The organism is Flavobacterium tructae, assembly GCF_001853485.1.
Classification (GTDB): domain Bacteria; phylum Bacteroidota; class Bacteroidia; order Flavobacteriales; family Flavobacteriaceae; genus Flavobacterium; species Flavobacterium tructae.
The window spans coordinates 153,616-177,344 of sequence record NZ_MIKE01000024.1 but is presented as its reverse complement, the minus strand read 5'-3'; the positions used below and the strand labels follow the sequence as shown (position 1 = coordinate 177,344).

The 23,729-nt window shown below is 33.2% G+C and carries 31 protein-coding genes; 28 read left to right on the top strand and 3 right to left on the bottom strand.

Annotated features, from left to right (window positions below):
* Window positions 1–49: 49 nt before the first annotated feature.
* Window positions 50–736, bottom strand: coding sequence for a LexA family transcriptional regulator (locus BHE19_RS14445; protein ID WP_070907738.1), 687 nt, complete (start codon window positions 734–736; stop codon window positions 50–52).
* Window positions 737–1,182: 446 nt separating this feature from the next.
* Here BHE19_RS14445 and BHE19_RS14440 point away from each other — a divergent pair, with 446 nt between their 5' ends.
* The 3 genes from BHE19_RS14440 to BHE19_RS14430 all read left to right on the top strand — a co-directional run bounded on the left by BHE19_RS14440 (window position 1,183) and on the right by BHE19_RS14430 (window position 2,031).
* Entirely contained in the window at window positions 1,183–1,413 is a 231-nt protein-coding gene (locus tag BHE19_RS14440; RefSeq protein WP_070907737.1) for a hypothetical protein, read from the top strand.
* 102 nt (window positions 1,414–1,515) lie between these two features.
* Window positions 1,516–1,737, top strand: a complete 222-nt coding sequence (locus BHE19_RS14435) for a hypothetical protein (RefSeq protein ID WP_070907736.1) — start codon at window positions 1,516–1,518, stop codon at window positions 1,735–1,737.
* A 72-nt stretch (window positions 1,738–1,809) separates the two neighbouring features.
* Entirely contained in the window at window positions 1,810–2,031 is a 222-nt protein-coding gene (locus BHE19_RS14430; protein WP_070907735.1) for a hypothetical protein, read from the top strand.
* Between the two features lie 9 nt (window positions 2,032–2,040).
* Here the strand turns inward: BHE19_RS14430 and BHE19_RS22815 are convergent, their stop codons facing one another.
* Window positions 2,041–2,181 carry a hypothetical protein gene (locus BHE19_RS22815; RefSeq protein ID WP_165607930.1) on the bottom strand — a complete coding sequence of 47 codons (141 nt, stop codon included), beginning with the start codon at window positions 2,179–2,181 and terminating at the stop codon, window positions 2,041–2,043.
* 79 nt (window positions 2,182–2,260) lie between these two features.
* Here BHE19_RS22815 and BHE19_RS14425 point away from each other — a divergent pair, with 79 nt between their 5' ends.
* The 24 genes from BHE19_RS14425 to BHE19_RS22905 all read left to right on the top strand — a co-directional run bounded on the left by BHE19_RS14425 (window position 2,261) and on the right by BHE19_RS22905 (window position 21,304).
* Window positions 2,261–4,267 carry an AAA family ATPase gene (locus BHE19_RS14425; protein WP_070907734.1) on the top strand — a complete coding sequence of 669 codons (2,007 nt, stop codon included), beginning with the start codon at window positions 2,261–2,263 and terminating at the stop codon, window positions 4,265–4,267.
* Window positions 4,268–4,475: 208 nt separating this feature from the next.
* Entirely contained in the window at window positions 4,476–4,688 is a 213-nt protein-coding gene (locus BHE19_RS14415) for a hypothetical protein (protein WP_070907732.1), read from the top strand.
* A 2-nt stretch (window positions 4,689–4,690) separates the two neighbouring features.
* Window positions 4,691–5,572 carry a recombinase RecT gene (locus BHE19_RS14410; protein WP_070907731.1) on the top strand — a complete coding sequence of 294 codons (882 nt, stop codon included), beginning with the start codon at window positions 4,691–4,693 and terminating at the stop codon, window positions 5,570–5,572.
* Window positions 5,572–6,312, top strand: coding sequence for an MBL fold metallo-hydrolase (locus BHE19_RS14405; RefSeq protein WP_070907730.1), 741 nt, complete (start codon window positions 5,572–5,574; stop codon window positions 6,310–6,312). Before BHE19_RS14410 ends, BHE19_RS14405 begins: the two co-directional genes overlap by 1 nt.
* 12 nt (window positions 6,313–6,324) lie before the next feature.
* Entirely contained in the window at window positions 6,325–6,765 is a 441-nt protein-coding gene (locus tag BHE19_RS14400) for a hypothetical protein (protein ID WP_070907729.1), read from the top strand.
* Entirely contained in the window at window positions 6,762–7,058 is a 297-nt protein-coding gene (locus tag BHE19_RS14395) for a helix-turn-helix domain-containing protein (RefSeq protein ID WP_070907728.1), read from the top strand. The genes BHE19_RS14400 and BHE19_RS14395 overlap by 4 nt, the downstream gene beginning before the upstream one ends.
* Window positions 7,055–7,576 (top strand): hypothetical protein, encoded by a 522-nt coding sequence (locus BHE19_RS14390; protein ID WP_070907727.1) that lies wholly within the window; start codon window positions 7,055–7,057, stop codon window positions 7,574–7,576. Before BHE19_RS14395 ends, BHE19_RS14390 begins: the two co-directional genes overlap by 4 nt.
* 28 nt (window positions 7,577–7,604) lie before the next feature.
* On the top strand, window positions 7,605–9,437 hold the full coding sequence (locus tag BHE19_RS14385) for a DEAD/DEAH box helicase (RefSeq protein WP_083342554.1): 1,833 nt from the start codon (window positions 7,605–7,607) through the stop codon (window positions 9,435–9,437).
* Window positions 9,438–9,447: 10 nt separating this feature from the next.
* Window positions 9,448–10,185, top strand: a complete 738-nt coding sequence (locus BHE19_RS14380) for a Lin1244/Lin1753 domain-containing protein (protein WP_070907726.1) — start codon at window positions 9,448–9,450, stop codon at window positions 10,183–10,185.
* Window positions 10,142–11,020 carry a P-loop NTPase family protein gene (locus BHE19_RS14375; protein WP_070907724.1) on the top strand — a complete coding sequence of 293 codons (879 nt, stop codon included), beginning with the start codon at window positions 10,142–10,144 and terminating at the stop codon, window positions 11,018–11,020. The genes BHE19_RS14380 and BHE19_RS14375 overlap by 44 nt, the downstream gene beginning before the upstream one ends.
* A 3-nt stretch (window positions 11,021–11,023) precedes the next feature.
* Window positions 11,024–11,245 (top strand): hypothetical protein, encoded by a 222-nt coding sequence (locus BHE19_RS14370; RefSeq protein WP_070907722.1) that lies wholly within the window; start codon window positions 11,024–11,026, stop codon window positions 11,243–11,245.
* Window positions 11,242–11,961: a recombination protein NinG gene (locus BHE19_RS14365; RefSeq protein ID WP_070907720.1), complete on the top strand. Its 720-nt coding sequence runs from the start codon at window positions 11,242–11,244 to the stop codon at window positions 11,959–11,961. Before BHE19_RS14370 ends, BHE19_RS14365 begins: the two co-directional genes overlap by 4 nt.
* A 66-nt stretch (window positions 11,962–12,027) precedes the next feature.
* Window positions 12,028–12,282: a hypothetical protein gene (locus tag BHE19_RS14360; RefSeq protein ID WP_070907718.1), complete on the top strand. Its 255-nt coding sequence runs from the start codon at window positions 12,028–12,030 to the stop codon at window positions 12,280–12,282.
* Window positions 12,227–14,848: a DNA methyltransferase gene (locus tag BHE19_RS14355; RefSeq protein ID WP_233431380.1), complete on the top strand. Its 2,622-nt coding sequence runs from the start codon at window positions 12,227–12,229 to the stop codon at window positions 14,846–14,848. Before BHE19_RS14360 ends, BHE19_RS14355 begins: the two co-directional genes overlap by 56 nt.
* Complete coding sequence (locus BHE19_RS14350; RefSeq protein WP_083342553.1) at window positions 14,845–16,656, top strand: DNA cytosine methyltransferase; 1,812 nt, start codon at window positions 14,845–14,847, stop codon at window positions 16,654–16,656. Before BHE19_RS14355 ends, BHE19_RS14350 begins: the two co-directional genes overlap by 4 nt.
* On the top strand, window positions 16,656–16,946 hold the full coding sequence (locus BHE19_RS14345) for a hypothetical protein (protein ID WP_070907713.1): 291 nt from the start codon (window positions 16,656–16,658) through the stop codon (window positions 16,944–16,946). Before BHE19_RS14350 ends, BHE19_RS14345 begins: the two co-directional genes overlap by 1 nt.
* The gene (gene dnaN / locus BHE19_RS14340; RefSeq protein WP_070907712.1) at window positions 16,943–18,058 is read left to right on the top strand and encodes a DNA polymerase III subunit beta; all 1,116 of its coding nucleotides are present in this window, start codon (window positions 16,943–16,945) and stop codon (window positions 18,056–18,058) included. Before BHE19_RS14345 ends, dnaN begins: the two co-directional genes overlap by 4 nt.
* Before the next feature lie 54 nt (window positions 18,059–18,112).
* Entirely contained in the window at window positions 18,113–18,646 is a 534-nt protein-coding gene (locus BHE19_RS14335; RefSeq protein WP_070907710.1) for a DUF1643 domain-containing protein, read from the top strand.
* Window positions 18,647–18,650: 4 nt separating this feature from the next.
* Window positions 18,651–18,974 (top strand): coiled-coil domain-containing protein, encoded by a 324-nt coding sequence (locus tag BHE19_RS14330; RefSeq protein ID WP_070907708.1) that lies wholly within the window; start codon window positions 18,651–18,653, stop codon window positions 18,972–18,974.
* Window positions 18,967–19,281, top strand: coding sequence for a hypothetical protein (locus tag BHE19_RS14325; RefSeq protein WP_070907707.1), 315 nt, complete (start codon window positions 18,967–18,969; stop codon window positions 19,279–19,281). Before BHE19_RS14330 ends, BHE19_RS14325 begins: the two co-directional genes overlap by 8 nt.
* Window positions 19,282–19,284: 3 nt before the next feature.
* Window positions 19,285–19,692 (top strand): YopX family protein, encoded by a 408-nt coding sequence (locus tag BHE19_RS14320; RefSeq protein WP_070907706.1) that lies wholly within the window; start codon window positions 19,285–19,287, stop codon window positions 19,690–19,692.
* A 1-nt stretch (window position 19,693) separates the two neighbouring features.
* Window positions 19,694–20,014, top strand: coding sequence for a hypothetical protein (locus tag BHE19_RS14315; RefSeq protein ID WP_123923465.1), 321 nt, complete (start codon window positions 19,694–19,696; stop codon window positions 20,012–20,014).
* A gap of 199 nt (window positions 20,015–20,213) precedes the next feature.
* Complete coding sequence (locus BHE19_RS14310; RefSeq protein WP_070907703.1) at window positions 20,214–20,504, top strand: hypothetical protein; 291 nt, start codon at window positions 20,214–20,216, stop codon at window positions 20,502–20,504.
* Complete coding sequence (locus tag BHE19_RS22905) at window positions 20,501–21,304, top strand: ASCH domain-containing protein (RefSeq protein WP_207544128.1); 804 nt, start codon at window positions 20,501–20,503, stop codon at window positions 21,302–21,304. The genes BHE19_RS14310 and BHE19_RS22905 overlap by 4 nt, the downstream gene beginning before the upstream one ends.
* 252 nt (window positions 21,305–21,556) lie before the next feature.
* Here the strand turns inward: BHE19_RS22905 and BHE19_RS14295 are convergent, their stop codons facing one another.
* Window positions 21,557–22,396 carry a hypothetical protein gene (locus BHE19_RS14295; RefSeq protein ID WP_070907698.1) on the bottom strand — a complete coding sequence of 280 codons (840 nt, stop codon included), beginning with the start codon at window positions 22,394–22,396 and terminating at the stop codon, window positions 21,557–21,559.
* A gap of 235 nt (window positions 22,397–22,631) precedes the next feature.
* Here BHE19_RS14295 and BHE19_RS14290 point away from each other — a divergent pair, with 235 nt between their 5' ends.
* On the top strand, window positions 22,632–23,600 hold the full coding sequence (locus tag BHE19_RS14290; protein ID WP_070907696.1) for a hypothetical protein: 969 nt from the start codon (window positions 22,632–22,634) through the stop codon (window positions 23,598–23,600).
* Window positions 23,601–23,729: the final 129 nt, after the last annotated feature.

Sequence of the window (23,729 nt, the reverse complement as noted above, 5' to 3'; positions counted from 1 at the left end):
TGTCCGAACTTAATTAATATCGAGTTTTGTGTTTTACGGAAATCCGTAACTATCTTCTATTTCTTTTTCTCTGAATATCAACAATATTGAATATTTTGGAAACGTTTCTTAGATCAATATCGAAATCTTCGTAGTAATCATTCAGGGAATGACAAGTAATTATGCCATTTTCTACATCATGTTTGATAATTCGCTTTACACAAATTCCACTGTTTTTGTCAATTATAACAAAATCCCATTTATCAATATGCAGTTTACTTTTCCAGAAGTCTCTTCTCACATTTCGGCACAATAGGATATCTCGCTCTAAATAACTTTCGTGTGTTCCATTATCCATACTATCGCCTTTTACTTCAAAGCACATGTATTCTCCTTTGTGCTCTTTTTCAACGATAAACGGAATTTTAGGTAATTCTTCAATAAATTCTGGGTCATTAAAACCATTCATATAGCCTGCGTATGCGTATTGATTAACTAATGGTACATGCATAACATTAGTTGAAAATAAAAGGTTGTTTGCGTTACTTGTTATGTTTTGTTGGGTAATGTTGTTTCCGTTGTTAGGGTAATTAATTAAAAACTCTTCCAACATCTTTAATGTTGACTTTCTGGGGTTTTGTGAACTACCATTTAGAATTTTATTTATTCCAACCTCTGTTAATAGCGTGTTTTTAGCTATTTCATAGGCTGTTATGTTATGTTTTTTTATTAAATCAATGATCTCTTTTAACTCCATTTTATTTAGAACTATTATAAATTAACAACAAGTTATGTAAAAACTACATAATTAGTTTTGTAAATACATAACAAGTTATGTATATTTGCTCTGTACAAATGACCCGTGCAAATGTACTAAAAAAAGTTCTTTGAAATATTGGAGTTTAAATAATAAATATCTGACGAATAACGGCAGGGCAATGTAGAAAACGATTTACGTGTAAATCGCTAATAGGTGGAACTCCTTTCATACATCTTAAAATGTGGGCGGTGCAAGGATATGTAAGTTTAAACGAATCGCCACGAGGGGCGAAAATACCTGTCACATGCCCTTACAGAGGATGGTCAATCGGATCGATACCGGTTAGGGGGACTAATCTATTCTAAATTTCAGGTGCTGCTGCCTACTACGGATTAGGCCGATATAATGGAGATTAAAAAACACAAAACTAAAATGCGAAAGATATGGCAACAACTAAAAAAGGGAATAAAAAGAAAAGGCTTAAGGATGAAATCTATACTATCATCCGAAACGATATTCCATTACGTAAAAAAATAGCAGATGCACTTATTATTGAAGTGAGTTCTGTTTACGAGGGTGCAAAAAGAAAGTCTCCAAGATTTAGTTTACCTATGGTTTTGGAAATTATCGCGAAGCATACGGGGAAACTGAAAGAGGAATTGACAAATGAATAAACTGATATCAATTGATGATATGATTCTGTTTTTTATTGCTCTTATAATTTTTCTCGGAATTATAAACTTGATCTACTACATCATTAAAAAAATCAATTGGTGATGAAAAAACAAGATCAGATAAGATTCTATAGACGACAGTTAGAATCATCAAAAGAAATGCAGGCACTGGCCATGCAGAACTACAATATAGCTGCACAAATCGAAAGTGAGGCGACTTCTGCTTTAGAGGTGTTGGGAGCATCTTTAGAGCGGACCCGGAAGGGTGAACACAAACTATCTGATAAGGCTCGTATTTCCTTATTAGGTAGTTTGACAAAATGAAAAAGCCACTCTGACAAGTGGCTTTTATTAGAATTTAATAATCGGACCTCGAATCCTAAAATCAAATTAATTATGAGTGCAAATTTAGTACAAAGGTTTTGTAATACCACATTGTCCAATAACAAAACTAAAGAACTTTTAGGCAAGTGTCTAAAAAAAGCATTTGATGAAAGCATAGATGATGCTTTAGAATCTGAAAATATTCTGGGCTTGGCTTGGAAATTTCAAGTGCCACAGTTTGATGAAATGTTTAAAGATCATCAAAATCATTCATATCCACCTTTTACTTGTTAGGATATGGAGTTAAAGAAAAACCAAACCTTCAAAACGCCATCTGGATTGTTTTTGAAGGTAAAGACTATCCGGGAATCTGGTATTCACACACTGGAGCTGGTTGACACTAATGGCCATCCATTGCCAGAAAAACGGAACACATTCGGACATATAATTCAACGTTCAAATCGTCTGTGTACTGTAGAAACTATAAGATCATTTAAAAAAATAACTATCAAAGCAAAATCAAATGAAAACAATTAAAATAAAAGGTATTAACCTGACAAACTTTAAAGGAATATTGAAACTTGCAGTTTCATTTAATCATAATACAAATATTTATGGCGCGAACGGTACCGGAAAATCAACAATTTATGATGCTTTTTTATGGCTGCTTTTCAATAAAAATGCAGAAGAGAAAAAAGATTTCAGTATTAAAAATACAGTTGACACTTCATTGAACAGACAGGACCATGAAGTTGAAGGTTTCTTTGAAATAAATGGAGATTCTATATCTCTTAAAAAAGTATATAAAGAAAAGTGGCAAAAGAAAAAAGGTTCTGAGGTTGCTGAGTACACTGGAAACGAAACTGTTTATTTCTGGAATGAAGTTCCAATGCAGCAGAAAGAGTTTCAAGGAAAAGTTAGCAGCATAATGGATGAAACCATTTTCAAATTAATTACAAATCCTTATGCTCTTAATATAATGAAGTGGCAAGACCGCCGTGGTATTATTACTCAGATGGCGGGAGAGTTTACTGATGAACAAATTGCTGCAGGGAATCCTGAGTACGAAAAGCTTTTAGCTAATCTGACACAAGATAAAACATTGTCAGAATATTTAAAGCAAATCAAAGCTTCCGTTGAAAAGCAGAAAAAAGAATTAAAGGAGATTCCAACGCGGATTGATGAAATATCTAAAACTAAACCGCAAGGATTCGATTTTCAGAATCTTAAAAACTTGCTTGAAGCAAAACAAAACCTACTTGATCAAAAAGAAGTGTTGATTTCAAATAAATCGGAAGCTTTAAATGCAGTCTTACAAAGTAATGAAGGAGCTAAACGTACAGCATCAAATCTTAAATCGGAAATTTCACAGATTGAAACTGAGACAAGATCTAAAGCAAATAACTTGAACAAAGTTGACACTTCTGTTTTGACTGGGTTGGAATCCTCCTTTACAACCAAGAAAGGAGAACTTGCAACAGCTGAAACTGCTTTAATAACAGTGAATGGATTGATTGCTTCTAAGAAATCTGATATTGAAGCATTAGAAATTAAAATGTCAGCTAAGCGAACAGAATGGACAACCGAAAATGCAAAAGAATTAAGCTTTGAAGAAAATTCTTTCTGTTGTCCTACTTGTCAGCGTGCCTTTGAAGAATCGGATATCGAAACAAAAAAGTCTGAAATGATTATTAAATTTCAAAGTGATAAAACAGCAAATCTTGCTGAAATTAATCGTCAAGGAGGACTTCTTAAAACGCAAAAAGAGAATCTTGAATCTGAGTTAGAAGCATTAAAAACCAGATCTTCAAATGGTGAAATTTTAATCACAAATTTAAAAAGTGAAGTTGAAGCAATTGAAGCAAATTTAAATACTGAAAGAGCAAAAGCGAATTCTGCTGTTCCGGTTAATATTGAAGAGGTTTACAATAAATTACTTCTTGATAATGCAATTTACACCAGTAAGAAAACAGAACTTCAGAATGTTGAAGCAACAATTCAAGAAGAGCCAAAAGTTGATGATGCTCAATTGAAAGAAGAGAAACGAGTTCTTCTACAAGAAATGGAAGCAATAAAAGTCAATCTGAGAAACGAAGAGCAAATCAATGTAGTTGCTGGCCGAATTAAAGAATTGAAAGATCAGGAAACAAAATTAGCTCAGGAAATTGCTAATGTTGAGAAAACCCAGTTTTTAATTGAGCAATTTGAAAAGGACAAAATGACTGCAATTGAAAACAATGTCAATTCAAAATTCAGAATTGTGAAATTCAAAATGTTTGAAGACCAAGTAAACGGCGGCGAGAGTCCGGCTTGTGAAATTTTAGTCAATGGAGTTCCATTCTCAGATGCAAATACAGCATCAAAAATAAATGCAGGAATAGACATTATTTCTACACTTTGTCAATTCTATCAAGTTTCTGCTCCAATTTTTATTGACGGTGCCGAATCAATCCACGACATTTTAAGCACAGATAGCCAATTAATTAGATTGGTAGTAAGTGAACCAGACAAGTCTTTACGTGTTGCGTAATGAACGGCTATAAAGTCAAAAGAGACTCCGACGGAATCCTTCTTGAAGAATGTAAGGATAATGTCGGAGTTAAAATTGGAAGTTTTGATTGTACAGCAAATTGTCCACATAATCAAAATACCAAGAAAGAAATTCAAACGGAGGCTTTCGATCTACAATTTGTAAAGTGTTCCAAACTAATAATCAATCCACTTTTATTCGATATATAATGGAAAGTCTAGAAAGATTAAAAATGATAACGTCTAAATATTTAGAATCAAATCAAGACCATGATAATAAAGTTGAGATGGTTGCTTTTGAGATAAAACACTGGTGCAACGACTTTTTAAGAATACACCAAAATATAGAAGAAACGTCCATTTCTCATAATCACAGAGTTGAAAGAAAAGAAAAATTAATCAATGAAATTTTAAGTATTTAAACATGGCAACAGAAAACACACAAGTTGTAGAAAAAAAGAACAACAAATTTACTGAAGCAACAGTTACAAGCATTATTACACGTGTTGCAGAAATTCAAGCAACAGGAGAATTAGTTCTTCCTGCTGATTATGTTCCTGAAAATGCAATTAGAGCAGCATGGCTTATGTTGCCAGGAGTTGTAGATAGGTCAGGGAATCCAGCTTTAGAAGTTTGTACTAGAGAAAGTATAGCAAATGCTTTCCTAGATATGGTAACAAGTGGTTTAAGTGTTTCTAAGAAGCAAGGATATTTTGTTGTTTATGGAAATAAATTGCAATTTGATCAATCTTATATTGGAGATATAACAGTTGCAAAACGTGTAGCCAATGTTAAAGAAGTTAATGCTGTAACAGTCTATTCTGACGATATTTTTGAGTATCAAGTTGATTATTCCACAGGTAGAAAAAATATTACTAAGCATGATCAAAAACTGCAGAATATTGACTTATCCAAAATCGTTGGTGCATACGCAATTGTTACATACAACGATGGCAGTTCCGATTCGGAGATTATGACAATCACTCAGATAAGAACATCTTGGTCAATGGGAGGTGCGAAAGGAAATTCTAAAGCACATACATTATTTACTGATCAAATGTGTGAAAAAACAGTTATTGCAAGAGCTTTAAAAATTGAGACTTCATCATCTAGTGATAAAGGACTAATGACAGATAAAACAGAAATTGACGTTCAACATGAGATTAAGACTAAAGCAAATAAAGAGTCTCTTAATTTTAATGAAGTAGAGGAAGCTGTTATTGAGGAAATTACATCTGAAATAATCCCAAGTTCCACAGAAATTAATTTTGAACAGGAAACTGCACAAAACCAACCACCTTTCTAATGAAATTAAAAGTTATTTCAACAGGAAGTATTGGCAACGCTTACATTCTCGAAAACGAGAATGAAGCGTTGCTTATTGAATGTGGTGTGAATATTATGGATATAAAGAAAGCTCTCAATTTTGATTTTAGTAAAGTCGTTGGCTGTCTACTTTCACATGAACATCAGGATCACGCTAAATCATTTGATGAGGTTATGGGACTGGGGATTACCACTTACACTGGCGCTAAAACTTCGCAGTTTCTAAATCCAGATAATTTTCACAGATCCATGACAATTGCATCAAAAGAGAATGTCAGGATAGGTAGCTTTAAAGTGATGGCTTTCGATGTGCAACATGATGCAGCTGAACCGCTTGGTTTTTTAATTGATCATCCGGATTGTGGTAAAGTACTTTTCTTAACTGATACAAATTACTGCAAATACACCTTTCCCGGTTTAAACAATATTATCATTGAGGCCAATTTTTCAAAGGAAATAATAGATCGAAAGTTCGGCGCTGACAGTGGGAAAGAGTTTTTAAGAAATCGAATTTTAAGATCTCACTTTTCGCTGGAAAACTGCAAAGACATGTTGGCGGCGAATGATTTGTCGGCAGTTAATAATATTGTCCTAATTCACTTATCTGACAGTAATTCCAATGAAAAACAATTTGTAAAAGAAGTTTACGAGTTGACTGGAAAAAATGTAACAGCTGCCAAAAAAGGCTTGGAAATAGAATTTAATAAAACACCATTTTAAACAATACTTGTTATGCTTTACAATCCAGAAAAACCGATCGATATAAAAAGAGCTGTAGAGAAGTTCAACTATTTTGTAAAGCATAATAAAGTTTTTGAACTATCGGCCAAGAAAGTTCCCAAGACATATCCGCAGCTTAAATATGTGCATTTAATAATGTCTTGGTTTGCGTGGGAATACGGAGAATCTGTCGAGTACATAAAACTTGAGTTCTTCAAAAAACTTGTCAATCCTACCATTTTTAAATATGAGTTTGTAAATCGTAAAAGTGGAGAAATAAGAGATGAGTACAAAAGTTTAGCTGACCTTACTAAAGATGAATTGTCAATAGCAATTGATCGATTTAGAGATTATTCGAGCAAAGAAGCGGGAATTTATCTTCCTGAACCCTCTGATTTAGCTTTCATGAGAGAATTGGAAATTCAAGTTAAAAATGTAGAACATTTATTATGAATCAACAGGAAATAAATTTTGATGAGCTTTTTCATGTAGAAAATAAGATCAGTAACCAGGAACATTTTGAACGAAACAAAGAGCGCTTCTCCAATCAATGCAGAATTGTATATGAGGCACTTTTAAGAGGTGAAAGGTTAACAACTGCAGGTGCATTGTTAAAATACCAAATAGGCGATTTACGCCGGAGAATAAAAGATCTGAAAGATATCTGGAGCGTTCCTATAAACTGGGAATATAAAGAAGGAAAGTACAAAGAATTTTTTTTAACAAACAATACTGATATATCATGAACATTACAATTAAACAAGCAAACATCAAAAACAGTCTATTTCTGGCCTATAAATATGACCAGTATGTGAAAAATGCAAAAAAATCAGCATCCGAATCTTCTGACGCGCCAATTCATGATGATCTTAGAAGTGCTTTCCAGGATCTTATTCCGCATTTCGCATTTATTTGTGAAGAGATCAAAGAATCGGATTGCCGAGATAGATTAGATAGTCCTGATGTTGATTTACCTGAAGAACACTTTTTATTAAAATACAAGGTACATGGATTTACAATTGGCGGACAAGGAGATTCAGAGGGGGTTACAATCTCAGGGTCAAAGAAATTGGAATCGGGAAAGTATTTAAACCTAAATACTCCTTTTTTAAAATTCGAGGATTATCAGGATTATCCATTTATGGCGGAACTCCGAGAATCAATAGACGTTCTAAAGTCGGAAGTTTATGAGTATCTCGAAGGAAAACAAGCGCCACCTAAACAACAAGAAATGCAACTTGATGATGATGAAGTTGTAATGTAAAATTTATTAATCTAACAATTTACGAGTAATGCAGATAGTCGAATTTTTAAACGAGTTTCAAATTTCAATTGATTTTGGACGATGGAAAGATCACCATACAAAAATGATAAAAGGAATTTGCAATGTTTCTGAATGGAGTACAAATATTTTGACCGGTTTTAATATAGATAGCCCAAAAGATGTTTCTATGGCTATTAACATTAAGCCTGATCAATTCAATGTTCCATTTCAACACTTAAAAAATACAGAGAGAATTGTTTGGCGGAAATTTTTATCAGTTGCTAAATGGAATCACAAAAAAAAGGTATGGGTAATTCCGATTTCATTTAGAGAGCAGGTTTATGAAGTTGGCGGAAAATGTAAAGCATCTATAATTAAGATCGAAGATAACATTCCTGAACAAGTCGATGTTATTCCAGATTTGCCAAAATTAAATTTTGATTTAGGTATTGTAAATTCAATAAATGGTTATAAGCCTCGACCTTATCAGGAAGAAGGCATTGCTCGCGGATTAGAATTGAAAAGATTTATAAATGGTGATCAGCCGGGACTTGGTAAAACACTTCAAAGTATAGGTACCGTTTATGGAGCAGAAAAACAGGGGGAAATTACTTTCCCCTGTATTGTTATCTGTCCATCAGCATTAAAGATTAACTGGCAAAGAGAATTTGAAATGTGGACTGATAAAAAGGCTATGATTTTAGATGATAAAAATAAGGATACTTGGCACCGGTTTTATGAAATGGGAATGGCGGATGTTTTTATTGTTAACTATGAGTCGTTAAAAAAGTTTTTTGTCAATTCGATGCCGAATAAAAAGGATTTAAAGCATTCAAATCAAATCATAATGGACGAACGTATAAAAATATTCAAGTCCTCAATTATTGACGAAAGTCACCGTTTAAAAGACCCTAATTCGATTCAAGCCAAGATCTGTATTCAAATTACAAAAAACAAAAAATACATTATTTTATTAACTGGTACGCCAGTTGTAAACAAGCCAATCGATTTATTTAGTCAATTAGCAGTAATGTTTAAACTTCGCCATTTTGGGGGTGAAAATGGATTTAAGGCAAGATATTGTGAAGGTGGCAAAGGATCTGCAAACTTAAAAGAATTGAATTATTTGATGAATATGTCATGTTATTTCATGCGTAAAAAAGAGGATGTTCTGAAAGATCTACCTCCTTTATCACGTCAGACAATTCTTTGTACTCTTACTAACAAAAAAGAGTTTGATGTAGTCAGAGATGATTTTGCAAATTTCCTTAAAAATTCGGATTTAACTGATTCTGAAATTAAGAAGAAAGTAAGTTCAGAAACCATTGTAAAAATTACAATGTTGCTTCAAATTTCTGCTAAGGGCAAAATAGAAGCGGCTCAGGAGTATATTGATGAAATAATTGGTTCTGGGCAAAAAATTGTTGTTTTCTGCAAACATAAAATAATCGTCGATTTACTAAAGGTAATCTATCCTAAAGCGGTAACTGTTACAGGAAATGACGATTCTATTCAAAAACAAAATTCGGTAGATAGCTTTCAAAAGAATCCTGACACCAAATTAATTATCTGTAATCATAAAGCTGCCGGTGTTGGATTAACTCTAACGGCAAGTAGTGAAGTCCTATTTGTAGAGCTTCCGTGGACTCAGGCTGATTGTGAACAAGCTGAAGCAAGATGTCACCGTATGGGGCAGCCAAGTAATGTAAGAGCAACTTATTTACTTGGAGAAGATACTTTGGATCAATGGTTATATGATCTTATTCAGGAAAAGAAAGCAATCGCAAATGCAATCACAGGAACAGAAGATGTTGTTCCTACTAGTATTTTGAGTAGCGTTTTCGATTTATTCAAAAAGTAAAAAATATAGTATGGCAAGACCTGAAAGAAATAGTGTAGACTACTTTCCTTTTTTATGTGAAGAAGGAAAGAAAATGTTTTACCTCGAAGAGACTTATGGGAATGATGGGTTTGCAACCTTTGTAAAATTACTTAGAGAATTAGCAAAAACCGAATACCATTACTTAAATCTATCGAAACCAAGTACTATGATGTACTTGGCTGCGAAATGTAAAGTTCAAAAAACTGTCCTTGAAGCAATCATAAATGACCTTGTAGATTTAGGCAAATTTGATGCTGTTTTATGGAAGGAAAATAATATTGTTTGGTGTCAAGATTTTATTGATAGTGTTCAAGATGCCTATAAGAAGAGAAATAATAACTGTATCACTTTTGATGGTTTACTCACCCTTTTAGATAGTTTAGGTATACGTAAACTTAAAAAAGACCAAACTATAGACTCCATAAACACACAAAGAAAAGAAAAGGAAAGTAAAGTAGAAGAAAGTAAAGAAAAGTTAGATGCCAGAAAATTAAAATTTTCTTCCACACTCCAACCTTTTTTAGATCTCTATGGTAAAGATTTTTTAAATGATTTTTACCGGTATTGGACAGAACCAAATAATTCAGGAACAAAATTCCGCCGGGAACTTGAAAAAACTTGGGATTTAGAACGAAGACTTTCTACATGGGCAAAGAATAATAAAAACTTCAAACCGATTCAAAATGGAAGCGCACAATCATCCGGAGGATTCTCAAAAAACAGATAATTTAATGATTCCAATTATTGGAATTCATAAATACAATGAACTGAAAAGTTTTAGTTCAGATAAATTATCAGAATTTCAGAAAGCACAAATAGAATCTTACGAATCAAAAAATGCTGAGGCTACTTCTGAGCAAATTAAGTCTCGTGGCGACTACGCCAAGAAGGTATTTGAACCAAAAGAAAAAGTAGAATTTTCAATTAGTGCTAGAAAATTATTTGATTTGTTTAAAGCAAAATTTAAAGAAATTAACGGAATTCCATTTGTAAAGGTTGACGGAATTACAATTAAGAACTTAGAGCCTTTGATATATTATTTTTCTAAAGACGAAAGATTTTTTAGTTGTGATAATTTATCAGACATCTCTCAGCCAAGTTTTGACAAAGGTCTGTTGATCATTGGAAATTATGGAAATGGGAAAACATCAACAATGAAAGTTTTCGAAAGTATTTTTAGAGGAATTCCAAAAGTTGGTTTTAAAAGCTATTCTGCAAATGAGGCTGTGATTATGTTTGAAAAATGTACAGGTGAAAATGCGGATAATCTTAGATTAGAATTTGAAAAAACCATGTGGTATGGTATTAAAAATTTTGATGATCTGAAAACAGAAAGAATTGCCAGCAATTATGGGAAGGTAAACATTTTTAAAGAAATACTTGAAGAGCGTTATCGCTTAAAATCAAAAACATTTTTAGTGTGTAATTTCAAAGAAGGTTATGAAGATGATCTTCAGGCTGCAGTCGATGAGATTGGAGAAAAGTATGGTGGTCGAGTTTGGGATCGCGTGTATGAGATGTTTAATATCATTGAATTTAAAGGTAAATCATTTAGAAAATAGCAAATGGGAAATAGAGAAATATTAGAACAATTGGTTAGAATTAAAAAAGAGGTAACCGATTTGGGGCTAAAGCATATTGAGAATCAAATGCCGGTAGTTTTGAGTGATATTGGAAAGGTATTGAAGCCTTTTACAGATATTGATTCTTCAATAAATTTTGCTCTTAAAAAGTTATCTGATGAGTTTACAGGATCTATACCTAAATCAAATTCCATAAGATCATGATAGATGCAAAAGAAAAGTCGTGTAAAGGAGTTGGAGATGCAAAAGGGTGGGGTTGTGGTGTTCTTACCAAACATAGAGTTTATGGTTTAGGTAAAATGTGTGGTTGCTATTCAAATTGGTTGCTTAATACTGAAAAAGGCAAACAAAAGCTTGAAAGATCAATTCAATTAGGCAAAAACAAATTTCGCAAGGAGCAGCAGAAAAAGGAGGTCGCTGATAAAGCTATTCAAAAAGTTGCTATTTTGTCGCCAGATAAGTATAGAGCAAAACATCTTCAGCCAATAATCAATGAAATATCAAGATTAATTGATTTTGGACAATCTTGTATTGCATCTGGAAATTTTGGAAAGATGAATGGCGGCCATTTTATATCGGTGGGTGCTAATAGAACTACTGCTTTAAATCTTCATAATATTCACATTCAGTCATTCGAAAGTAATCATCACAAAAGCGGAGATCAAATCAATTACAGATTAGGTTTGATTGAACGATATGGTAAGACATATTTTGAATTTATTGAAACTCTCCAGCGACATCGTCCATTACATTTATCAACAGATCAAATGATCGAAATTGCATCCAAAGCATCGAGGATTAGGCTTCAACTAAAAAATGATCCGGAACAAAAAACTCCTTTTGAACGAATAGAACTTAGAAATAAGATAAATATCGAACTTGGAATTTATGATCGGAATTTCTGCGAATTCAAACATTAAAAGCTCTCAAAAATTTGAGGGCTTTTTTATTACCAATAAATAAAACTAACCTTGAAAACATTCTACATGAATTTAGAGAAATTAAACATAGAAAAAATCGAAACCGAAAAAATAGTTAAAAGTGTTTGGATCGCAAAAACAACAATTTACACTCCAACTAAAACGGATATAGAAATGAAAGGTGAAAGTGAGATCAACGCTTATGAAAAGCTAATCTCCTTTTTAAAATGCGATCAAAAGCCCAAAGAGGTTAAAACACTGCCAAATGGAAACAAAATCTATCACTTCAAAAAAATGCCAGATCATGATAAAGCCGTATGATGAATTTCTGCAATCAAAAATTAGAATAGCTCAAAAAGAGGGATTTGAATTAGATATTTCTGATATCAATCCAAAGCTTAAAAACCATAACAAACTAATGGTGAAGTGGCTTGTTGAAGGGGGGCGCCGCGCTTGTTTTGCTTCGTTTGGCCTTCATAAAACGGTGACTCAATTGGAAGCTATCAGATGTACTTTACTTAAAACTGGAGGTCGAGGATTGATCATTGCTCCTCTGGGGGTTAGGGCTGAATTTTCAAAAGATGCTGTTAATATTCTTGGATGGGATTCCGGTCCAAAATTCATCAGGAGAATTGAAGAAGCTTCCGAAACTGGAATTTACATTACTAATTATGAAACTGTTCGGGATGGGAAATTGGATCCTAGATTATTCCAAGTTGCAAGTTTAGATGAGGCTTCTATTTTACGTGGTTTGGGTGGCTCTAAAACATTTAGAGAGTTCATGAGATTGTTTACAGGTGATGCTGGTCCAAATGGAGATCGACGTGGAACAGAATGCGTTCCATATCGATTTGTTGCAACGGCAACCCCTTCGCCAAATGACTACATTGAATTACTTGCATATGCCGACTTCTTGGGGGTTATGGATGTTAGCCAGGCTAAAACAAGATTCTTCAAAAGAGATAGTACCAAAGCTGATAAATTGACGCTTCATGCACATAAAGAGGAAGAGTTTTGGTTATGGGTTTCTTCTTGGGCTTTATTCGTTTCAAAACCTTCAGACATTACTGGTGATGAGAGTGATGATCACGGATATATTTTGCCGCCACTGGATATCAGATGGCACGAAATTGCTTCAGATCATGCTGATGCAGGAAATGATAAACGTGGCCAGTTTCAAATGTACAATGAAGTGGCAATCGGTTTAGAAGGTTCTGCAAAAGAAAAAAGAAAAAGTCTTAAAGATCGAGTAAACAAAATGCTTGAATTGCGATGTGAAGATATTACAGCGCATAGAATTTTATGGCACGATCTGGAGGATGAGAGAAGGTTAATAGAAAAGTCAATTCCCGGCTGTAAATCTGTTTTTGGAAGCCAAAAACTGGAGCTAAGAGAAGAGATAGTTCTAAACTTTTCAAATGGAGATTTACAAGAATTAGCTGGAAAGCCTACAATGTTGGGTTCTGGAACGAATCTTCAGAAATATTGTTCATGGGCCATATACTTAGGAATAGGCTTTAAATTCAATGATTTTATACAATCCATCCATAGACTTTTGAGATTTGGGCAAACCGGAACAGTACGAATCGATTTAATCTATACTGAAGCAGAAAGAGAGATCAGGAAGCAGCTCGAACGAAAATGGAAACAACATAACTTAATGGTAATTAAAATGACGAACATTATAAAAGAATATGGATTATCTCAATCCGCAATGGCTCAACATTTAGCCAGAAAGATAGGAGTTGAAAGAATCGAGATCAAAGGCAAAAATTACACAGCTGTACAAAATGACAACATAAAGGAATTGCCTCTTATCGAATCAAATTCAGTTGGGCTGATTCTTTCGTCAATTCCTTTTGCTAATCAATACGAATATTCGCCAAACTATGCCGATTACGGTCATTCATCAAATATTGAGGAATTCTTTAATCAAATGGATTATTCTACGCCTGAAGCTTTTAGAGTTCTACAGCCGGGTAGAATAGCTGCAATTCATGTAAAGGATAGGATTATACCTGGGGGATTGTCTGGATTAGGGTTTCAAACCGTTTATCCTTTCCATATTGACACTGTGAACCATTATCGAAAACACGGTTTTGAATACATGGGAATGAAAACCATTGTAACAGATGTTGTTCGAGAAAATAATCAAACTTATCGTTTGGGATGGTCTGAACAATGTAAAGACGGTTCAAAGATGGGGGTGGGGATGCCAGAATATCTTCTTTATTTCCGCAAGCCGCCAAGTGATAACACAAATGCCTATGCGGACATTCCTGTTGTGAAGGAAAAGAGAGAGTTTGATAAAAAAAATGGTGAATTTAATAACAATGGATATTCAAGAGCCCGTTGGCAAATGGATGCTCACGGATATACCAGAAGTTCCGGAGATAGGCTTTTAATTCCTGATGAGGTAGCTAAACTTGAGGCTGATCAAATTTTTAAACTTTTCAGAAGTTACAGCCTAAATGAAGTTTGGGATTTTGAACAAGTTGTAAATATTGCAGAGAATCTTGAGATTCAAGGTAAGCTGCCTTCAGGGTTTATGTTACTTCAGCCGCAGAGTTGGTCACCGGAAGTATGGACTGATATTACAAGAATGAGGACTTTGAATGGTTCTCAGTGGAGTTTGGGTAAAGAAATGCATATCTGTCCGATGCAGTTTGATATAGCAGATCGTGTTATTGATCAAATGAGTAATCCGGGAGATCTTGTTTTGGATTATTTCGGTGGATTAATGACTGTACCACTTCGAGCTATAAAAAAAGGTCGTCGTGGTTATGGTATCGAACTTAATCCAACTTACTTTTTGGATGGAGCCAATTACCTAAAATCAGAGGAACTAAAACAAAATGTCCCAACTTTATTTGATATAGCAGTATGATAAATTCACAATTAAAAAGAGAAACAAAAGCGTTTATTAGACATGTGAAAAAACATGCAGATTCAACCAGTCAATTAGTGTTTTGGATTGATTTGTTTTGCGGAGCTGGTGGAACCTCAACCGGTATTCATTTCACTGATATTCCGAACATGTTTGTTGCTGCATGTGTAAATCATGACAGTAATGCGATATTAAGTCATGCTCAGAATCATCCTGATACTTTGCACTTCACAGAAGATATTCGAGATTTTAAAGTTGTTATAAAGCTTAAGTTTTTAGTTGATTCACTTCGAATTGCTTTTCCTGATTGTAGAATAAATATTTGGGCATCTTTGGAATGTACTAATTTTTCAAAAGCAAAAGGAGGACAGGCTAGAGATGCTGATAGTAGAACCCTTGCTGAGCACATGTTTATGTATTTAGTTGCATTGGATCCGGATTACTTTTGGGTTGAAAATGTGAGAGAGTTTATGTGCTGGGGTCCTCTTGATGAAAAAGGCAAGCCAGTATCAAGAACAGCGGGAAGAGATTATATACATTGGCTTAACAAAGTTTGTAGTCATGGGTATAAATATGATTCAAAAATATTAAATGCTGCCGATTTTGGAGCATATCAAAGCCGAGAAAGATTGTTTATTCAATTTGCAAAAGAGTTTAAATCTGGATTAAGTTTTAAATCTTTACCTATAGCTTGGCCAGAACAAACTCATACTAAAGATAAAGTTGAGAGCACATTATTTCCAATGGAAAAATGGAAGCCAGTTCGTGAAGTCTTGGAACTTGAAGATGAAGGTGTGAGTATTTTTGAAAGAAAGAAAGAACTCTCAGATAACACTTTAAAACGAATTTACGCAGGTTTATTAAAGTTTGTGGCAAATGGTGATGAAGTTTTTACTAAGCGATATAATGGCGGTAAAATCAACCCACATCAAAAAGTAAATTCCATTGAAAAGCCAATGGGTACAATTTGTACTAATGTAACTCATGCTTTAGTGAAATCTGTGTTCCTTAAAAAGTACTACTCCGGAAGACCTGAAGGAAAGGTTATTGGTATAGATGGACCTGCCGGAACTATTAAAACTGTTGATGGGCACGCAATTGTAACTGCTTCACATCTGAATACGTATTATGGGAATGGTGGTGTTCATTCAATTGATAACCCATGTCCAACATTAACAACAAAAGATCGAGTTGCTAAAGTTGATATCAATTTTATAGATCAGCAGTATGGCAATTCACTACCAACTGATATTGATTCACCAATTGGGGCCTTAACTCAAAATCCAAAGTTTGCACTTGTAAAAACAAAGCCGTGGATAATGGATACGAACTTCAATAATGTTGGTAAAAGTGTAGATGAACCAGCGGCAACAATTCTGGCCTGTCGTAAATATCCTTACCTGGTAAAAGCTCAACAATATATTTTCAATCCAGCATGGGGCGGAAACAATGGAAGTATCGAAAATCCATGTTGTACAGTTGTTGCGCGTCAAGATAAGGCTCCTCTATATTTGGTTTCAACTGAGCTTGGGCAAATTAACATACCTGTTTATGAAAGCGATTCTGAAACAATGATCCTTATTAAAAAGTTTATGGTTTCCTATGGAGTGATTGACATAAAAATGAGAATGTTGAACATTCCAGAGTTAAAACAAATTCAGGGCTTTCCAAAAGATTATAAGCTAATAGGTACTCAGACTGAGCAGAAGAAGTTTATTGGTAATGCAGTTGAAGTTAACCAAGCAAAAGCTTTGGTTAAAAATAACTACAGATTGTTACAGCAACACTCAATGAAAATAGCGGTGTAATGTGCCAGCTTAATATTTTCGAAGAATTCGAAATTGACCAGAGAAACGAAAAACTATCTATAGCTGCTGATGAAATATTGGCAGCTTTAAATGATGGTATGAAAGTTAAGTATGAGCCTCACTATTATTTTCAAGAAGGAGGGTTGATTGTTCTGATGGCTGTAAATAAATTTAAGGATGTCGTTTTTAACATCCTTGATTTAGATGGAAAAGTGCCGGCAGGACTTACTCCATGTTGGCGAAATGTTCAATACATAAAACAAGATATAACTAAAATTAAAAACTTATGACTTTAACACTAAACAGTAAAAATTTACTAGAAAAACTATTGGTATTGGTTGGCGTAATCAATTCATCAAATACTCTTCCAATCCTTGACTGCTTTTTATTTGATATTGATGGAAGTCAATTGAAAATTACAGCTTCAGATCTGGAAACAACAATTAGTTCCACACTGGAAATTACCTCAACTGATAAAGGAGCAATAGCGGTGCCAGCCAGAATGCTAATTGACATTTTAAAATCATTTCCGGACCAGCCGTTGACATTTTCTGTTTTGGAAAACAGCACAATCGATATTACCTCAGCATCCGGAATTTATTCAATTGCTTATTCTCCAGCAAAAGATTTTCCGAAACCGGTTTTAATTGAAGATGCTAAGGCAGTACAGCTAAATTCAAAAGTTATTGCTAAGGCAGTAAGTAAAACAGTTTTTGCAACTGGTACCGACGATTTAAGGCCAATTATGATGGGCGTTTTATTTCAGTTTACGACTTCTGGCTTAAATTTCGTTGCGACAGATGCACATAAGATGGTAAGATATACGCGAAGAGACGTTGTAATGCCGGAGCCGATTGATTTTATTGTGCCAAAGAAACCATTGAATGTTTTAAAAGGAATTCTTTCTTCACTGGATATCAACGTTGACATTTCATTTAATCAGACAAATGCAATTTTCAGTTTTGATGATTATGTAGTTATTTGCCGACTTGTGGATGGAAAATACCCGAATTACGAAGCAGTAATCCCGGTAGATAATCCAAACAAGGCACTAATAAACAGATCAACACTTTCAAGTTCTGTTAAATGTGTTTCTATTTTCTCCAACAAAACAACGAAACAGCTTGTTTTAGGCTTTAACGGAAATGAGATCCATTTGTCTGCGGAGGATATAGATTACTCAAACAAAGCAAATGAACGTTTAGCTTGCAGCTACCAGGGGGCAGACACTCGCATCGGATTTAATTCAAAATATCTTTCTGAAATGATTAGTAATTTGTCATCTGAAGAAATCAATTTTGAGTTTTCACTTCCAAACCGGGCAGCAATCATGACCCCGGCAGACGGTGAATCAGAAGAAGAAAGTACTCTGATGCTCATTATGCCAACACTTATTTCTTAAAACATCCTTACCGCCCTAATCAGGGCGGTTTTTATTAACTAATATTTCAACATCATGGAATTACCATTATATGATAGTAAAGTTGATTCAACCCGAAATGCAGTTGTTTCTAAATGTGAAAAATTCAGATATACATTATTTCGAAAATGGGACGATTCGAAACCATTGGTCATGTTTATCATGCTGAATCCTTCCACTGCTGATGCAATGTATGATGATCCAACAATCCGAAGATGTATTGGGTTTGCTAAAAGCTGGGGTTTTGGTGGCTTATATGTTGGAAATCTATTTGCATACCGTGCAACTGATCCTAAAAATCTTTTGACTTGTGAAAATATAATTGGAGCTGATAATAAATATTGGCTTGATAAAATGGCTTCTTTATGTGAATATGTTGTAGTTGCATGGGGTAACTCTACTATTATGAATAAGCTTACAAAAAAAATTAGTGCTAATTATAGACCTCTTAAAGGTATTGAAAATTTGCACTTTATAGAATATTCAAATGACGGAACTCCTAAACATCCTCTGTACTTGAAAGGAGATTTGAAGCCAAAAAAAGTATCAGAAATTAACTTTAAAATTTAAAAGTATGGAATACTTAAACGAAGATTTAGAAGAAATGGAGATGCCTACACCTTGCCAAAAATGTGACAACTGGTTTGACCTCAACAATGGAGTTGGTTCTGAAAGATGGTATCCTAGAACTGTTATTTGCTCGGAATGCGGTGAAAAGGAACAGAACATTATAGAACTCGAAAGTGACATTGATGATCTTCAGATCGAACTTGACGAGGCTGAAGGCGATATTGTTTCAGCAAATGAAAGCATTACCTCAGCGAATAAAGTTATTGCTGATAACAGGTTGAAAATTGAAGAACTGAAAGAAAAACTTAAAAATCTTGAGGATGAATAATGAAACAAAAGTATTTATGATAGGAGCCGGACCAACGGCGGAAGAAATGGCTATTGTGGCAAAGAAACTTTCTGCGGCTCTTGGTCGTTCTCTTTTTGAATGCAGAACTATTTTAGAAAATGCAGCCTCCGAAATGAACCAACTTAGTGAAGTAAATATTAAGAGTTTACAGGATCTAAGTGATTCATTGAATAAATTAAAAAAGACTCATGAGTTTGACAAGCCAAAGTCAAAGTATATCAATAAGCCTCAAATTAATTTCAGGAAAATAGGAATTCCGCAAAAACGTAATAATCAAAGATATTAAGTTATGATAAACGAGATAAAATTTAAAGCTAAACATCTATTTACAAAAGAGTGGGTCTATGGATATTTTGTAAAATATCCAGATGGTTCCGGATCAATATTCTTGGTAGATCAATATGATAGTTTTCCAGTTGATCCTAATACTGTTTGTCAATCTACATTGGAGTATGATAAAAATTACAAAGAACTTTTCATTGGTGACATGATCAATGATTTTGGAGGGGGGATAAGTTACGAAAATGAAGTAACTGGAGAATGGGAAGTTCGAGGAGATAATACTAGAATTGGAATTATAGTTTTTGAAGAAGGGCGTACATGTATAAAAACAAAAGAAATGAGCTATAGTTACAACCTTTCAAACGCTTCTAAATTATGTGATATGGAATACATAGGTAACATTTATGATGAGTAAAATGAAACGTTTTAACTATTACCAGGTTCACAAGAATAAAAAACCAAAACGAATAAAGAAACCTCAGCATAAAGTTTCTCACATTCCTTTGATTGCGATTATACTGGCTAATACAGCTATAAATGTTGCAATTATTCAAAGCTCGCCTTTTTTGGATTTAGTTTCCAAGCGTATTAAAATACTTAGTAATGTAATTGAGTCTGCTGCTGCAATTATTGATGTATATGACAAAATAAAAGATCAAAACCCTCGAAAATTGTATTATAGCTACGAGCGTGAATTATCCTCCAAATTATTTAAACAAGTAATTGAAAAATCATGAATAAAAAAGCATTATAAAATCAATCTGAAAAACAAAAGGCAAGTAAATCACCTTTGTTTGGGTATAGAAAACCAATTACTGATGATTGCGGAACTTGGTGTAATTGTTCTGTTCCTAACCTTGTTCATGCAGGAATAGAGAATAAACAGGCCTTTTGCCTTATATGTAGTAACTATTGGTATAACTAAAAAAAGTAAAAATGAAAAATAAAAGAATTGAAATTAAAAATCATCAAGATTTAAACTGTATTCTAAGTGAAATGATAGATGAATTTTTAGAAAGTATGATTGGATCTGAAAAATATACAAGAGAGCCAATTGAAGAAGAAATTGAAAAGTTTGAATTTAGTGATATCGAATTGGGATTTATCTATACTTCAAAAGCTGAAGCACTTTTAAAGCGATACGAATCCCGAGCAAAAAAGATCTTCTCAAAATACTTCGATGAAGATTTATTTGAATTAAACCTTTACAACATTACATACTCATGAAAGCACTATCAATAAAACAACCGTGGGCAAGCTTAATTGCTTACGGAATCAAAGACATTGAAAATCGCAATTGGCGAACTAATTTTAGAGGTAAAATTTATATTCATGTTTCAGCGCCAAAAAAGTTTGATATTACCTTGAATGATGAACAAACAAAACGCGCTCTTCCTGTATTAAAAACGGCAATTGACGGAGATATGCCTTTTGCAGCAATAATCGGCGAAGTCGAGATCGTAGACTGCGTAGTCAACCATCCAAGTATTTGGGCTGAGCAAACGGAAGTTATTGGAACCACAGTTGAAGGTGATCCGCTGTACAAAGGTAAACCAATCTGGAACTGGGTTCTTGCAAATCCGGTTCTGTATGATAAACCGATACTGAATGTAAAAGGAAAGCTTTCTTTTTGGGAATACAATCCTGATGAAGCTTTCAATTCTCGTCAAATTAGAGTGGATATAGTAAATCAAATCATTAATAAAATTGCAATTTCAGGAAGATTTTTCTTTAGCCATCAAGGGGAAATTGATAAAATACTTTTACTTAATGATAAGGTTTATATGACTGAGAGCTATTCAAAAAAGACTTTCTGCTTACAAACAAAAGACGGTCGTAGTCCCCAATACTTTCACATGGGTGGCACAATGTGGGCACTTACAAAAGACTTTGTCGATTTTATTCAAACAGGTAAAAAATCTAATCATAATAATGGTTATGGCGGATTATACTGTACGCATTGGGGATATCCGGTTTCAGAAATGGAAGAAATTCAAGAATTGGCTATATCACTTGGTTATTTGTAATATATGATACTATTCCCAACTAAAGTCTACAGCCGTAAAAACTCAATTGTTTATGATGAACAAGGTATTGAAGTTCTAAAATTTAATTCATATCTGCCTGATTTTGCAAAATTATCAGTTGATACAATTAATTACATGAACCGGTATTACCTAATCTCTCCTGAGAAATTTGAAGTACTAAATCAAGAAGAAAAAAAATAAATCAACAGTTTGTATTATTTTAAAAGCCACTCAATTTAGTGGCTTTTTTTATTACATTAGATCATATCCTTTTTTTAAATATGTAAAAAATGTTTTTCCTAAATTAGTAACTTTTCTTATTTTTTTGCCTGATTCATCAGAGTCAAATTCAACCAAATCTAAATCTCGGTATCTAAGTAAACTATTTAAATCTCCCTTATAATTTTCGTTTTCAAGTTCAGTTATTGCTTCCAAATAATGTGTTCTTCCTTTTTCAGTCATTACATTATAAATTTCATTCATTTTCTGGATGTCCTCACTGGTAACATAGAATTCTACATCATTATTTAAAAGTTCAGCAATAACATATTTTCTATTTTGTTCCTTTAGTTCTTTCTCTCTGGTTTGATATTGTTCTACTGTGGCATTATGTCTTTTCAAGTCTTCTTCCATTTGAATGACAGTATTGTTTAATTCTTTTACTAAAGAATCGTTTCTTTCTTTCAAATTGTTAATTTCACTTGTGCCAGCTTGTGCATCTGCAATTTCACGAAGTATAACTGCTTCGGCTTTACGTCTTACTAATTCTGTGTTTCTTTTATAGTTTATTTTTAGCATTTTCTTATTGGAATACATTGAAAGTAACCAGTCTAATCCTAGATTGATATATGGGAGAATTAAAACGTAAAAGATAGAAATTACAAAAGGCCAAACGAAATTCTTATTTTCACTATAATGATCTTCAACCCATTTAATACGAGTATGAATAGGCCAATCAGAAATAAATAAAATAGCGAATGCACGCCAATTGAAGATAATAAATGAAATCATAAAAGATCCGATTAAAGGATTTTTAATCCGGTCTTTGTAACTGTCATATACACTTTGAAAAAAATCTTTTACTGTTTCCATTTATCAAATTTTGACAAACATAGTATTTAAGATCTTTTGTGTCAAGATGAAGGTGTTATTTTTGGAAAAACAGGTATTTATACGTGTTTAGGTTTCATTTTTTAATTTATAGTTTTGAGAATGAATCTTGAAGTAGTTTAATAATTGTTTTTTATATTAATTATATGATGATCTAGTATTAAGTAATTGTTAAAAAAAGGTTATATTCGCTGCATTTTAACAAAAGCTTTAATTTATGATTGGAAAATTCGTTGTTACTGTATGGAAATGTGTTGCTGATTTTTTTGACAGACATTTTGTTGCTCTTACAATTTTAATAGGGGTTATTTGTCTTACATTAGGTATTTATCTTGGAAATGATAAAGTGTGGTTTTATAAATTACTTTTTACTGTAGGTTCAATATCATTAACAAGTGGGATATTTGCAGGAATTGCAAAAAGCAATCAATTTACTGAAATATATAAAAAAATTCTTCGGGATATAATTTATGCCCAAGAACATTTGGAAAATAGAAATGATTTAGAGAAGATCTGGGATAATGTAACTCAGACTTTAAGTAACAAAAAGTTTCAAAAGATAAGTGTTACGATGCGTAAAAACATCAAAAAGTATTTTTTACCATTAGAACACGACTATTATTATGATAACTTTATGGTAGATCTTACCATAGATTATGATGAGGAACATGAGGATTACATTAAAGTTAAAGAGATTACAACTTTTACAATTATTTGTGATGATGAAAATTTAAAAATTGAAAACAGATATCAGAGAATGTTAAAATTTGATCCAGCTAATAGAGAATTGTCTAAAAATCACTCGTTTAAATTAACAATTGACAATGTTGAGCAAAAAATAGTAGATATTAGACTAAAAAATGTCATAGATGGAAACAAAATTATTGAGTCCTATCAAAAAGATTTATCTGGAAAAAAAAGTTATGTAATCAAAAGAGAAGATATTAAAACTTATAATTATAAATACAATCCAATTAGAAAGCAAATTGCAGTATGGATTTATAATAATTGCACGGTTGACATAACATACCCATCAGAAATGTTAATTGACATACATGGACTAGGAGTTTTGGGAGAATTTAAAATTGAAGATAAAAGTAACACGAGAGTAAAAAGATTAAGAGCAGAGTATAAAGGCTTGATTTACAAAAACCAAGGCTTTTTTATTCATTTTAAAAACAATTAGATTATCTTTGTATAATAATAATCTATATTCGAAATTAATAAACAACATCTAAAAACAAATATCATGAGAGCAACTATTAATGACACAGTAATTGGATAGATTATTTAGTAAATTTAAATAAACTGATAT

Bases quoted from the DNA above. Each gene is read 5' to 3' on its own strand.
- BHE19_RS14400 (WP_070907729.1), top strand. From the start codon at position 6,325: ATGCTTTACAATCCAGAAAAACCGATCGATATAAAAAGAGCTGTAGAG.
- BHE19_RS14360 (WP_070907718.1), top strand. From the start codon at position 12,028: ATGAATTTAGAGAAATTAAACATAGAAAAAATCGAAACCGAAAAAATA.
- BHE19_RS14395 (WP_070907728.1), top strand. From the start codon at position 6,762: ATGAATCAACAGGAAATAAATTTTGATGAGCTTTTTCATGTAGAAAAT.
- BHE19_RS14370 (WP_070907722.1), top strand. From the start codon at position 11,024: ATGGGAAATAGAGAAATATTAGAACAATTGGTTAGAATTAAAAAAGAG.
- BHE19_RS14430 (WP_070907735.1), top strand. From the start codon at position 1,810: ATGAGTGCAAATTTAGTACAAAGGTTTTGTAATACCACATTGTCCAAT.
- BHE19_RS14445 (WP_070907738.1), bottom strand. From the start codon at position 736: ATGGAGTTAAAAGAGATCATTGATTTAATAAAAAAACATAACATAACA.
- BHE19_RS14295 (WP_070907698.1), bottom strand. From the start codon at position 22,396: ATGGAAACAGTAAAAGATTTTTTTCAAAGTGTATATGACAGTTACAAA.
- BHE19_RS14365 (WP_070907720.1), top strand. From the start codon at position 11,242: ATGATAGATGCAAAAGAAAAGTCGTGTAAAGGAGTTGGAGATGCAAAA.
- BHE19_RS14410 (WP_070907731.1), top strand. From the start codon at position 4,691: ATGGCAACAGAAAACACACAAGTTGTAGAAAAAAAGAACAACAAATTT.
- BHE19_RS22815 (WP_165607930.1), bottom strand. From the start codon at position 2,181: ATGTCCGAATGTGTTCCGTTTTTCTGGCAATGGATGGCCATTAGTGTC.
- BHE19_RS14325 (WP_070907707.1), top strand. From the start codon at position 18,967: ATGAATAATGAAACAAAAGTATTTATGATAGGAGCCGGACCAACGGCG.
- BHE19_RS14405 (WP_070907730.1), top strand. From the start codon at position 5,572: ATGAAATTAAAAGTTATTTCAACAGGAAGTATTGGCAACGCTTACATT.
- BHE19_RS14415 (WP_070907732.1), top strand. From the start codon at position 4,476: ATGGAAAGTCTAGAAAGATTAAAAATGATAACGTCTAAATATTTAGAA.
- BHE19_RS14440 (WP_070907737.1), top strand. From the start codon at position 1,183: ATGGCAACAACTAAAAAAGGGAATAAAAAGAAAAGGCTTAAGGATGAA.
- BHE19_RS14320 (WP_070907706.1), top strand. From the start codon at position 19,285: ATGATAAACGAGATAAAATTTAAAGCTAAACATCTATTTACAAAAGAG.
- BHE19_RS22905 (WP_207544128.1), top strand. From the start codon at position 20,501: ATGAAAGCACTATCAATAAAACAACCGTGGGCAAGCTTAATTGCTTAC.
- BHE19_RS14390 (WP_070907727.1), top strand. From the start codon at position 7,055: ATGAACATTACAATTAAACAAGCAAACATCAAAAACAGTCTATTTCTG.
- dnaN (WP_070907712.1), top strand. From the start codon at position 16,943: ATGACTTTAACACTAAACAGTAAAAATTTACTAGAAAAACTATTGGTA.
- BHE19_RS14310 (WP_070907703.1), top strand. From the start codon at position 20,214: ATGAAAAATAAAAGAATTGAAATTAAAAATCATCAAGATTTAAACTGT.
- BHE19_RS14385 (WP_083342554.1), top strand. From the start codon at position 7,605: ATGCAGATAGTCGAATTTTTAAACGAGTTTCAAATTTCAATTGATTTT.
- BHE19_RS14435 (WP_070907736.1), top strand. From the start codon at position 1,516: ATGAAAAAACAAGATCAGATAAGATTCTATAGACGACAGTTAGAATCA.
- BHE19_RS14355 (WP_233431380.1), top strand. From the start codon at position 12,227: ATGGAAACAAAATCTATCACTTCAAAAAAATGCCAGATCATGATAAAG.
- BHE19_RS14315 (WP_123923465.1), top strand. From the start codon at position 19,694: ATGAAACGTTTTAACTATTACCAGGTTCACAAGAATAAAAAACCAAAA.
- BHE19_RS14375 (WP_070907724.1), top strand. From the start codon at position 10,142: ATGGAAGCGCACAATCATCCGGAGGATTCTCAAAAAACAGATAATTTA.
- BHE19_RS14335 (WP_070907710.1), top strand. From the start codon at position 18,113: ATGGAATTACCATTATATGATAGTAAAGTTGATTCAACCCGAAATGCA.
- BHE19_RS14425 (WP_070907734.1), top strand. From the start codon at position 2,261: ATGAAAACAATTAAAATAAAAGGTATTAACCTGACAAACTTTAAAGGA.
- BHE19_RS14330 (WP_070907708.1), top strand. From the start codon at position 18,651: ATGGAATACTTAAACGAAGATTTAGAAGAAATGGAGATGCCTACACCT.
- BHE19_RS14380 (WP_070907726.1), top strand. From the start codon at position 9,448: ATGGCAAGACCTGAAAGAAATAGTGTAGACTACTTTCCTTTTTTATGT.
- BHE19_RS14290 (WP_070907696.1), top strand. From the start codon at position 22,632: ATGATTGGAAAATTCGTTGTTACTGTATGGAAATGTGTTGCTGATTTT.
- BHE19_RS14345 (WP_070907713.1), top strand. From the start codon at position 16,656: ATGTGCCAGCTTAATATTTTCGAAGAATTCGAAATTGACCAGAGAAAC.
- BHE19_RS14350 (WP_083342553.1), top strand. From the start codon at position 14,845: ATGATAAATTCACAATTAAAAAGAGAAACAAAAGCGTTTATTAGACAT.